The 11,901-nt window shown below is 28.4% G+C and carries 10 protein-coding genes; all 10 read left to right on the top strand.

The features are described 5' to 3' along the window. Positions 1-51: 51 nt before the first annotated feature. A complete protein-coding gene (locus tag JV122_RS02230) occupies positions 52-1,251 on the top strand; it encodes a phosphopentomutase (RefSeq protein WP_205842888.1) in 1,200 nt (399 codons plus the stop codon). Between the two features lie 105 nt (positions 1,252-1,356). Beyond that, positions 1,357-2,625: a serine hydroxymethyltransferase gene (gene glyA, locus JV122_RS02225; protein WP_205842887.1), complete on the top strand. Its 1,269-nt coding sequence runs from the start codon at positions 1,357-1,359 to the stop codon at positions 2,623-2,625. Then, entirely contained in the window at positions 2,606-3,994 is a 1,389-nt protein-coding gene (locus JV122_RS02220; protein WP_205842886.1) for an MSC_0624 family F1-like ATPase-associated membrane protein, read from the top strand. The genes glyA and JV122_RS02220 overlap by 20 nt, the downstream gene beginning before the upstream one ends. Then, positions 3,994-4,527, top strand: coding sequence for an MSC_0623 family F1-like ATPase-associated protein (locus tag JV122_RS02215; protein ID WP_205842885.1), 534 nt, complete (start codon positions 3,994-3,996; stop codon positions 4,525-4,527). The genes JV122_RS02220 and JV122_RS02215 overlap by 1 nt, the downstream gene beginning before the upstream one ends. Continuing rightward, positions 4,514-5,356, top strand: coding sequence for an MSC_0622 family F1-like ATPase gamma subunit (locus tag JV122_RS02210; RefSeq protein WP_205842884.1), 843 nt, complete (start codon positions 4,514-4,516; stop codon positions 5,354-5,356). The genes JV122_RS02215 and JV122_RS02210 overlap by 14 nt, the downstream gene beginning before the upstream one ends. Further along, entirely contained in the window at positions 5,349-5,864 is a 516-nt protein-coding gene (locus tag JV122_RS02205; protein ID WP_205842883.1) for an MSC_0621 family F1-like ATPase epsilon subunit, read from the top strand. The genes JV122_RS02210 and JV122_RS02205 overlap by 8 nt, the downstream gene beginning before the upstream one ends. Then, positions 5,857-8,205 (top strand): MICOS complex subunit MIC60, encoded by a 2,349-nt coding sequence (locus JV122_RS02200; RefSeq protein ID WP_205842882.1) that lies wholly within the window; start codon positions 5,857-5,859, stop codon positions 8,203-8,205. The genes JV122_RS02205 and JV122_RS02200 overlap by 8 nt, the downstream gene beginning before the upstream one ends. Before the next feature lie 8 nt (positions 8,206-8,213). Beyond that, on the top strand, positions 8,214-9,731 hold the full coding sequence (locus JV122_RS02195) for an MSC_0619 family F1-like ATPase alpha subunit (RefSeq protein ID WP_205842881.1): 1,518 nt from the start codon (positions 8,214-8,216) through the stop codon (positions 9,729-9,731). Next, positions 9,731-11,143 (top strand): MSC_0618 family F1-like ATPase beta subunit, encoded by a 1,413-nt coding sequence (locus JV122_RS02190; RefSeq protein ID WP_205842880.1) that lies wholly within the window; start codon positions 9,731-9,733, stop codon positions 11,141-11,143. The genes JV122_RS02195 and JV122_RS02190 overlap by 1 nt, the downstream gene beginning before the upstream one ends. After that, the gene (locus tag JV122_RS02185) at positions 11,143-11,853 is read left to right on the top strand and encodes a SemiSWEET family transporter (RefSeq protein ID WP_205842879.1); all 711 of its coding nucleotides are present in this window, start codon (positions 11,143-11,145) and stop codon (positions 11,851-11,853) included. The genes JV122_RS02190 and JV122_RS02185 overlap by 1 nt, the downstream gene beginning before the upstream one ends. Positions 11,854-11,901: the final 48 nt, after the last annotated feature.

Genomic DNA, 11,901 nt, shown 5'->3' with positions numbered 1-11,901 from the left:
AAAGTAATATAATTTAAAAGTAAATCAAAAACATATCTTTAAAGGACGGAAATGAAAAAAACAAAATTTGGAAGAATTTTTATGATTGTTACAGATTCTTTAGGAATTGGTAACGATGGAAGACAACACGAATTTGGAGATCAAGGAGCTGACACTCTTTTCCACGTTAGTGAAAGCGGACTTTTAGAAATTCCTACATGAAAAAAATTAGGAATTGCTGAAGTTACAAAAGTTGCAGGACACAATAAAGCAAACAAAGATCACATCGCTTACATGGGGCGTATTGTAGAAAAATCAAACGCTAAAGACACTCTTGCAGGACACTGAGAAATGATGGGGATTGAAACAAAAGTTCCTAACCCTGTATTTATTGAAAAAGGTTTCCCAGCTGAATTAATTGCTGAATTAGAAAAAGCTTTTGATGGAAGAAAAATAATTGGAAACAGAGATGCTAGTGGTACTGTTATTCTTGCAGAACTTGGACACAGAGAAAAAGAAAACAATGAAATTATCGTTTATACCTCCCCTGATTCAACACTGCAAATTTGTGGGCATGAAGAATATATGGGACTAGATAATCTTTATAGATACTCAAAAGCTGCTAGAGAAATTTGTTCTTCAAGACCAGAATGAAACGTAGCAAGAATTATTGCAAGACCTTATGTAGGAGAAGACGGAAAATACACAAGAACATTTAATCGTCACGACTATGCAAACAAACCTCCTAAAGCAACAATTCTAAATCAATTACAAGCAAAAGGAATTAAAACAATTGGGGTTGGAAAAATCAACGACATCTTTGTTGGACAAGGAATTGATGAAGTTTTCCCACCAGCAAGCGATAATGAAAACATGGATGTTGCAATTGAATTAGCATCAAAAGACACAACAAACCAATTTGTATTTGTAAACTTAGTAGAATTCGATTCACACTATGGACACAGAAGAAATTTAGAAGGTTATGCGCACAACATCAATTCATTTGATATTAAACTAGCAAAACTAATTAATGCACTAAAAGAAGATGATTTATTAATCATGACTTCAGACCATGGAAACGACCCTTCCTTCCCAGGAAGCAACCACACAAGAGAAGCTTTACCTTTAACAGTATTCTCTAAATCATTTAAAGGAAAAGACAGAAATCTTGGAGTTGTTCAAGGTTTAGGAACAACAGGAAACATCATCGCAAGAAATTTCGATTTAGAATTAATCGAAACCGGTGAAGATATTTTTGATAAACTTGTTTAATTTTTAAAAGCGGAAGAAATTTCGCTTTTTTTTATTGATTTTTTTCTTTTTTATACTTAAAAAAGAGCTTTTAAAGTAAAATTTAAAAAGAAAAGAAGGAGAAATATGTATTCAAGAATTAAATTACATGATAAAGAACTACAAAAAGCTATAAACAAAGAACTAAAAAGACAACAAAATCACATTGAATTAATTGCATCTGAAAATTATGTTTCAGATGATGTTATGCGTGCAACTGGAAGTATTTTAACAAACAAATATGGTGAAGGATACCCAGGAAAAAGATACTATGATGGTTGTGAAAATGTCGATGTTGTGGAAACTCTTGCAATTGAAAGACTGAAAAAATTATTTAATGTAAAGTTTGCTAATGTGCAACCTTACTCAGGTTCAACAGCTAACGCTGCTGCTATCGCTTCTGTTGTAAAACCAGGTGGGAAAATTTTAGGAATGTCTCTTTCATCAGGAGGACACCTAACACACGGTTACAACATCAATTTTTCAGGAAGATTCTATGAATCATACTCATATGATGTTGATGATGAAGGTTTTTTAGACTATGAAGCTATTTTAAAAATCGCTAAAGAAATTAAGCCTGAATTAATTATTACAGGTTATTCAGCTTACTCAAGAACTATTGACTTCAAAAAATTTAGAGAAATTGCAGAGGAAGTAGGGGCTTATTTAATGGTTGATATTGCTCATATTGCAGGACTTGTTGCTGCTGGAGTTCATCCATCTCCTGTTGAATACGCTGATCTAATAACCTCAACAACTCACAAAACGCTAAGAGGTGCAAGAGGTGGAATTATCATGACAAACAACGAAGAAATCGCAAAATCAATTGATCGTTGAGTTTTCCCTGGATACCAAGGTGGACCTCTTTTCCACTCAATTGCCGGTAAGGCCGTTGCCTTTAATGAAGCTCTGCAACCATTTTTTAAAGAATATGCTAAACAAATAGTTAAAAACTCAAAAGCTTTTGCAGATGAGTTTAAAAAATTTGGTGTTTCTATTGTTTCAGACGGAACTGACAACCACCTTTTCACAATTAATGTAAAGAAAACTTATCAAATTTCAGGTAAAAAAGCTTCAGAAATCTTACAAAAAATTAACATAACAACAAACAAAAACTCAATTCCTAAAGATACAGAAAAGCCTTTTGTAACTTCAGGAGTAAGACTTGGAACGGCTGCAATGACTTCAAGAGGATTTAAAGAAAAAGAATTTAAGAAGCTTGCAAAAATAATCAATGATGCCCTTTTAAATTACGAAAATACAGAAAAAATGGCTATTTTAGATCACGAAGTAAAAGAATTAACTTCTGCATTCCCAATTAAAAAATCTTACTGAGATGATAAAAAACAAAAATAATCAACTTTTATTTTCTGATAATCAAATTGAAAAGAAATCAGTTTTTCAGAATCAAAAGAAATTAGCTCTAGCACTAAAATTGATCATTGCTATTGTTATTTTTGTCTACAGCACAATAACAATTATTGCAATCAATGATTTTATTTCCTTCAGCGATAAAAAACCATCAATTTTAGAATCCAATATAGCTTTTTTTGTCAACTATGTAATTTATAACTTCTTTGCTTTCTATTTTTTAACCAAAGCATACGTCCAGATTAATACAAACTATCTAAAACTCAAGCAATTTCTCCCTTGATTCTTTGTTTTTGTTTTAAGTTCTATTTTGTTTTTTGTTTTAAGTTTAATTCAACAAACAACTAAAGAAGCAACTACAAATAAAAGTATAGAGATGATTTTTGCTAACTGATGAATATTTTTATTCGCTCTAATAGTTAATTTAGCTTATGATATTTATTTAATTGTTTACATCGCTAAATTCAGTGCCAAAGTTAAATATAGAACCAAATGAACACTAATTGGTTATGTTTCCAAATTCTTCTATTACATCTTTTTCTTATTATTTATACGAAGTTTAATTGATTATGGTGTTTTTGCTGGAATGCCTGCACAAGCACATCCTCTCATAAATTTACTAGGATTTGATTGAAGTGTTGCAGGAATTATTTTAAAAACACTACTTTTAATTGTTTTAACTTTATTTACCTTCCCTTTTTTCATGAACTTTATGAATTTCTGAGAGAGTTCTCAAAAAATTCAAAGTCTAAATCAACTTTATACCCTTTACTCACTATCATTTTTATTCTCAAATTTAGTATTATTCATAAAATCTTTTTGAAATAAATTACTTTTTGAGTCATGAAATTTTGTTGTAGGTTCTATTTGTTTTGTTGTAATCATATTCATCCTAATTTACTCAATCATCAGCTATTTTAGACCACAAAAATTTCATCTTTCATTAATTATTGTTGTTTCAAGCTTAATAATTATTTGATTCTCACACTTTATTTCAAATGCTTTTTTCAATAAAGAAGCAGATAAAAATGAAATTCCTCTAACCTTTTCTGAAATTAATTTATTTATAGTTTCAGCAACTACTTTTATAATCACACTAACTCAATTTCCAAAACTTAGATTATGATGAAAAAGCGATCGGATCTGATTTAGAATTGTTTTAAACATAATCACCATCACTCTTTCAGTTGTAATTTATTTAAAGGCTAATGAGTTATTTAGTGTAATTAATTCTCAAATCAGACTTGAAAACATTTTCTATTTACTAATAGTAATTTCAATCTCTATTTTTGCTCTTGTTTTAACAATTAAGCAAATCAAAATCATTGCAAGCTATTCCAAAAGGAGAATATAATGTCCGTAATAAACAACAAATGAAAAGAAAACAAAATCAAAAGAAGTATCAAATCAAATGATGCTACCTTTTTTGCCCAAAAAAACTACAATGAACTGTTTGCTCAAAATAATTTCGCAACACTAGAACAAATTTTTAACAACACAGAAATCTGCTTTGATTTACAAAAAGAAGAAGATAAAAATGTTTTTGAAAAGATTAAAAACAGAGTTTTTGAGGCTCTTAAAAACAACCAAGAAATTGCTTTTGAACATTTTATTCTTTCCTGAAAAATCGATAAAAAAATTATTTATCCAATTTTAAGTAGTCAAACAATGCAACAAAACCAACTGATTTCACTTTGAAAACAAGACTGAAACGAAGAACAGCTTGAAGACAGAATATTAATAATTCTTGCTCAATTAATAGATGAAACTTTTGATAATATTTCTAACATTTTAGTTTCTCCTGGGATTTTAATTTCAAGAGATAGCTCAAAGAATCACAAAATTTTCTTTGATAAACAAGCAGTATGTTTAAATGAAACAAAATAACATAAAAAATAGAAATAAAGTTTTTGAAAGTCTTCTAGCAACAACAAACATCGCAAAAATAGAAACAATTTCAAGCATCTTAAAAATAAATAAAAGCTTTGAAAACAAACTTGAAAATTCAATGAAAATAAAGGAAATTCTTGTATTTTTGGAAAACAAACACAAGCTGAAATCAATATTTTCAGAGTCTAAAAATAAACAAAAAAATCCAAAAAAACTTTGAGTTTATATCACTGAAAAAAATGAAGAAAAAAACAGTGAATACTTAGCAATAAATCAACTTCTAAAAGATAAAATTAAAAGAGATGACCTCTTTATTTCTATTGGAGAATATGCTAATGATTTTGCAAAACAAAACAACATAACACCACTAATTTCTTATGATTCTTCACACACAGAATCAACACCTGAAATAGAAAATATAATTACAAATCTTTATTTTTCTTTTAGAGTTAATGAAGTTGTTTTTGTTTTAAATACAAATAGAATTGATGATTACCAACTAACTATTCTCCCTTTTACAAAAATGAATTTCAAAACTGTTTCTGAATACAATCAACAAAACTTACAAAAAAAGCTTTTCCTTCCTGACATCCAAACTTTCTTCATTAACTCAATTAAAATGTATTTAAACGCAATCATACCTGCAATTTTAATTGAGTCTCAGTTTTTCCAACTAAAACAAAAACTAATTAAAGAAAACAAAATAATTGATGATCTAGAAGCTAAAATCAAAGAAATAAAAAGAATTGAAAAAGAAATCAAAAGACAAAAACTAACAGAAGAAATGGTTTTACTATCCAATAATGCAGGTGAAACACATGAATAAAACAAACAAATTTGAATGAAAAAATTTTAAGTTAGGTAAGAAAAAACAGCTTGCTTTTGATTTAGAAATCAATGATATTGATATTGAGCAAAAAGAATTTAAACAAGTCACAATAACAACATTCAGCCCAAAAGAAAAAGCTCTTTTTAAACTTAAAAAAAATGAGTTTTTAGCTCTTAATCTTGCTTTAATCAAAATCGCAGATGTCCAAAATCCAAAACAAAAAAAATTCTTTTTAGTTAATAATTTCATCATTTCTTCTGAACAAAATACAGCAAAAATAGATGTTTTAGGAAAAATCGAACTGCTCGAACACATCAGTGACAAAAAAGTTTTTAAACAAATAAAAAGAAAATATAAACTCTACAAAAAAGAAAACAAAAAGTTCAAATGAATTTCCAGAGTTGGTTTAAACATCGAACAAAGCATTCAAAAAAAGGAAGTTGAAAACAAGTTCTATAGTTACAAAATTATGAAAGGACATAAATTAAAATTACAAAATGAATAAAAAGAAATTTAAAAAGCTTCTTATATTATCATCAAGTGTTATTGCTCCAATAACTCCTTTTTTGTTTATGTCCGCTTATGATTCTCAAAATCCTAAAGAGAGTTCAGACATTTTCAAAGAAGAATTTGAAACAAAGCTTTTAAATTCAATCGATCAAGAAATAAAAAATGCAACTATAGAAATCGGTTCTGCTTATCCAACCGAACAACAAAACTCAAGAATCAGATACCTAAACTCTATTAAAACCGAAATTGAATCAATTAAAGACAGAGTTTTCAAAGTCGTAGAAAATAATTTGAGTACTTTAGAAACAGAAAGTTATTATTTAAATTCAGAACAAAGATCACTAAAAAACACAATTCCTCAAGAGCAAAAAGCAAGAATTTTAAATACTATATTAAATAATCTTTCTCAAAATTTTGTTTTAGATCAAACAAATAAAACAGAACTAAATTGATTAAATAATCCACAAAACTTCCCAATTTACGGAAGAGACTATAACATCCAAGACAAAGAATCAACAGAGCAAGAAAAAGCCAAAATAAAGGAAATTACAGATGATTTAATCAAAAAATCAACAACTGATAGTCAAAATAGACAAATTGTTATAGTAGAAATCAGCAAATTCTTACTGAATCAAAGACAAGAAGATCAACAAAGAATTCAAAAACTCCTTGAAAGAAATGCTGCTGGAGAAATTGTTTTAAAAGGAAACTTTTCAAATGCTTTTGATCTAAAAAACAGTGATTTTACTGTTTCAAATCCACTTGAAAGCGTTGAATATGGTAATATTGAACTTGAATCAACGCAAGAAAATGGAAAAGTTATTGTAATGAAAGTTCAAGCTCAACTCAGAAATGTCCCTTTTGTTTTGAAAAAAACTTTTTCTTTTGAACAAGACTTCAAACAATACACAAACAACAAACTTCAAACCTTTTCAAACTACATAAATCAAAATAAATTAATTCAACTTTCAAGTCTTTTAAGACTCAAAAATTCCTCTTTTGAAAGTGATGATTTTGAGATTAAATACTTAAATAACAACATTATTTTTTCAGTAAATGAAATAAGTGAATCACAACAAAAACTTGATCTAAAATACTCAATTTACTGGGATATTAATAATTTATCAACGGCAAATAATCGTTATGAAGAAGGCTTTGTTTTAAGCGATTTTAGCAACTTTGAAACTGTTGAATTAAGTTCTAATTATGATTTTTATTCATATGTATTGCAAAATCCAAAAAACATAGAAAATGCACCGCTTTTAGATCCTCAATTTATCTATTTAAAAGACGCTCCAAAGGATTTTTATTACAATATTTCAAGCAGCATTGCTCAAAAACCTTATTTTATTTTTAATCCAAAAGAATCAGGTTATGTTTACAATATAGAATCTATTAAAAAAGCATCCAACAATCCAAACAACAATGATGCAATAATCACAATTTCAGTAACAAATGGTTCTGAATCCAAAACTTACACAAAAACAGTTGCTAATTTTGCTTTTGATTCAGATACAAATTCCCAAGAATCAAAACTTAATATTTCCGAAGAAGAAAAAAATGATATTTATAATTCAGTTGCTAAAAATCAAATCGATTCTTACAAAAAAATAATCGATTCACTCGATTATTCTAAGCTAAATGAAAAAGATCAAGCCTTATTAGCTCTTGGAGGCCTCTTAATAAATCAAGATTCAGCTCAAATTCTTTTAGACAAAACAATCGAAGACATCACAAAAAATAAAGATCTAAGTTCATTGAGTGAAGATGATATCAAAAAAGAAATCGCAGATGAATACTCTAAAAAGATTAAAGAACTATTTAGCAATCAAAACGTTGCTCAAGAATCTGTTGATCTTATCATTAAAAAAAGCATTGAAAATGCAATAGAAAAATTCAAAGAAAACCCAAATGCCAATCCTGAAGAACTAAACAAAAGGATTGAAGAACTTAAAAAATTTCAAGAAAAACTAAACAACGAATTTGATCAGCTAGATTTCAAAACTTATGGTGATTTAGTTGCTTTAGGTGATAATTTAGACAAAATTATTAACACAGTTAACAGCATTCAAGGAACTCCTTTAGAAGACTTGTTACTAAACTCAAATCACAGAGATATAAAGAGAATTCAATCCCAAACAGAAAGAGGGCTTTCTTGAACTTTAAGTGTTTTAGGTTTTACAATTTCCGCTTTAGCACTTATTTCAATTCTTGTAATTTTTGCTAAAAAATCACTTCCTTTTAGATCTAAATTAGGTCTTTTAGGAACTTCAGGATCAATTGCAATAGCTTCTTTAATTGCTGCTGTTTACATTTTAATAAACTTAATTAACTAGGAGTAAATATGACAAATCCAATAATAAAATCAATAAATAATTCCATCATTAAAGTTGTTGGAGAATTTAATTACAAACAAAATTCCTTTTTTAAACTTAAAAACGGACTAAAAGCATTTTTACTTTCAGCAACTACAACAGAAGCTTTCTTATTAGTAGAAAAAACTAATAAGGATATTTTAGTAGGAGAAGAAATTTTTGAAATCGAAAACGATAAAATTGATACCTATGAAGAATTTTTTGGACACATCATTGATATTCAAGGTAATATTTTGAGCTCAAGCAAAAATATTGAACTCAACAAATTTGTAGCTCAAGGAGACATCTTTGCAGCAGCTAAAAAGATCTACAAAAGAAAAAAACTCAACACACAACTTCCTTCTGGAATTTTAGGAATTGACCTTTTTACTCCTTTAGGTAAAGGACAAAGAGAACTAATTTTAGGTGATAGACAAACAGGAAAAACCTCAATTGCTCTTTCTTTTGCAATCAATAATAAAGACGACCAAAACCTCAGAATCATCTATGCTTCTGTAGGTCAAAAGAAAAATAGCTTATCTGAAATTTATTCAATCATCCAAGACAAAAACATAGCACACAAAACAATGATTATCACTTCAGATTCTGATAACTCTTTTGAAAGATTTTTAAGCCCTTATGTTGCAATGGCTCATGCAGAAAACTTAAGTTCAAAAGGTTATGATGTTCTTTTAATTATTGATGATTTAACAAAGCACGCTGACATTTATAGAGAAATTTCCCTTTTAATTGATAGACCTGTAGGTAGAGAGGCTTATCCAGGTGATATCTTCTTTATGCACTCACAATTACTAGAAAGAGGAGGAAACTTTGTTGATGGTGGTTCAATAACTGTTTTACCAATTGTTGAAACAATAAACGAAGACATTACAGCCTTTATTCCATCTAACATCATCTCAATTACTGATGGACAATTAGTAACCTCAAAAAGTCTTTTTAATGGTGGGAATATTCCAGCTATTAATTACAGCTTATCAGTTTCTAGAACGGGTAGTTCTGTACAACTTTTTGAAATTTCTCAAGTATCTAAAAAGCTTTATAAAATCTATAACAATTACCAAAAAAATATCAAACTTAAAGATGTTAAACTAAATCTTTCTAAAACTCTTTCAACACTGTTTTTACAAGGGGAATTATTAGAAAAATTCTTAATTCAATCTAAATTCAGTTTTTATAACTTAGTTGATATTTATTTAATCTCAAAAATCATTGAATGAAACACAATTTATAAAATAAGCGAGCTAAATATAAAGGAAATTTCTGTATTTTTAAAAAATATCTTCGCTCACAACACAACAGCAAAACAACTAATTAAAAACTTCCATAAAGGGCTTACAATTAATCAAAACCTGCTTCAAGACTTCATTTCTTCTGTATTAAATGACTTTCTTGAATACAAACAAATAAACACAAAATTAGAACTCAAAAACAAATTTATTAAGCTATCTAAAAAAGAAATAGAAAGCTACAAAAAAGAGGAGGAATAATGCAAGGAAAAGTAGTAAAAATTTTAAATAATGTTATTGAAATTTATTTCGAAAACACAGAAAATACGCTTAATTTAGCAATTGATTACATCATTAGCCTGCATAATTCAAAAACTCTTTTAATAATAGAAAAAGTTGTTTCAAAAAACCTTGTTAGAGCGCTAATTTTATTCCAAAATCAACCCATTTCAATCAATGATGATGCTTGATTTGAAAACAAAAAACTACAAGTTCCTATCGGTCAAAAAACAAAAGGGCATCTATTTAATATTGCTGGAACTTCTGTTTTAGATCCTTATGAAACTTTTGAAACTGTTGATTTAAACAAAAAATACCAAAAAAGTGAGTATTCAATTCAAAATAACACATTTTTAGAAACAGGAATTAAAATCATTGACTTCTTTATTCCTATTTTTAAAGGCGATAAACTTGGAATTTTTGGAGGTGCTGGAGTTGGTAAAACTGTGTTAATGAAAGAGTTGATTTTCAACCTTTCAAGACACTCTGAAGACTCTTTTAAAACAGTAAGTCCTGTATTTATAGGTACTGGAGAAAGAATTAGAGAAGGTCAAGAACTCTATCAGGAACTAAAAGATTCAGGTCTTTTAGATAAATCAATTATGTTTGTTGCTCAAATGGATGAAACACCAGGAGCGAGACAAAAAATTGTTTCAGCAGGAATAACTTCAGCAGAATACTTAAGAGACATAGAAAAAGAGGATGTTCTTTTATTTATCGATAACATTTACCGTTTTATTCAAGCAGGAAATGAACTTTCAGCATCTTTAGCTAAAAAACCTTCTTCAGCCGGTTATCAACCTACACTTGTTTCAGAAGTTTCTTCTGTGCAAGAAAGACTTACAACAAACGAAAATGGCGGAATTACTTCCTTTCAAACAGTCTTTTTACCAATGGATGACTTTGAAGATCCAGGTTCTGTAGCAATGCTTTCACACTTAGATGCCTCTTTAGTTTTATCTAGAGATGTAGTTGCAGAAGGAATTTTCCCTGCTGTTGATCCTCTTCTTTGTGAATCTAACTCAATAAAAGAAGAAAAAATCGGAAAAAGACACTTTGACGCTGTAATTAAAACAAAAGAGATCCTCCAAAAATTCAAAGATCTTAAGGACATGATTCTAATTTTAGGAATTGATCAACTGGACAAAGAAAACTGAACAATTGTAAGAAAAGCGATGCAAATCACAAACTTCTTTTCACAACATCTTTTCAGTGCCTCAAACTTTACAAAAGAAAAAGGTGCTTTTGTTCCTTTAGAAAAAACGATTTCTTCAATCGAACAAATCATTAATGGTGATTTTATTTCAAGAGATCCTTTTGATTTCCTTTACATTGAATCAACAGAAAATTTAGAAACAGATCAACAAATTCAAGAAAGAGAACAGCAGCGATAATGGTAACTTTTCAGTGGTTGATTGGAATTATAGCAGTTATAATCACTCCTTTTTCAACTATTCCTCAGCTTTATAAAACAATTAAAACAAAAAATGTTGGTACAATTAGTTTTAATTCATTTTGAATTCTCTGAAGCGGTTCTATAGCATGAATTCTTTATTCTGTTTACAAAACTGAAGTTTCACCAATTCTTTTAACAGCTTCAGTAATTGATTTATTTCTGTTATCTAGCTTAATTTTCTTATTTTATAAATACTCCAATCACAAGCTTTTCAAAGTCGTTATAGGAATCCTTTCTACAGGAATTTTAGCTATTTTTGTTTTAGCAACACTTGCTTTAAGTAATGTTTTTAAAATCAATAACTTCTATTTAAACAGCGTTTTAATTAACTTTGCAAGTTTCTGTATTTCCTTTGCTTCTTTACCGCAAATTATCAAAACAATTTATCTAAACAAAATCAAGGGATTATCTTTATTTTATAAAAGCCTTGTTTTAGGTGTTGAGGTTTCTTGATTTAGCTATTGATTAATTGCTGGTTTATTAACTATTTACAATATTCAAGGTGGAGTAAGCGTTCCTGTTGAAGAAATGATTCAATTATTAGTTTGAGCATCATTTGCTGTTGTAATTAATCTTATATTAGTTCTATTGATTATTTTTAAAGACACAATACCGACTTTAAAGCAAAAAAGAGCTAATAAACACTAAAAACACACAATTTCACACTATTTTTAGTTTAATAAAGAATTAAAATGG

It is taken from the genome of Mycoplasma procyoni, from assembly GCF_017052595.1.
In the GTDB taxonomy this organism is placed as follows: domain Bacteria; phylum Bacillota_I; class Bacilli_A; order Mycoplasmatales; family Metamycoplasmataceae; genus Mesomycoplasma_A; species Mesomycoplasma_A procyoni.
This window is presented reverse-complemented; position numbering and strand designations above follow the sequence as displayed.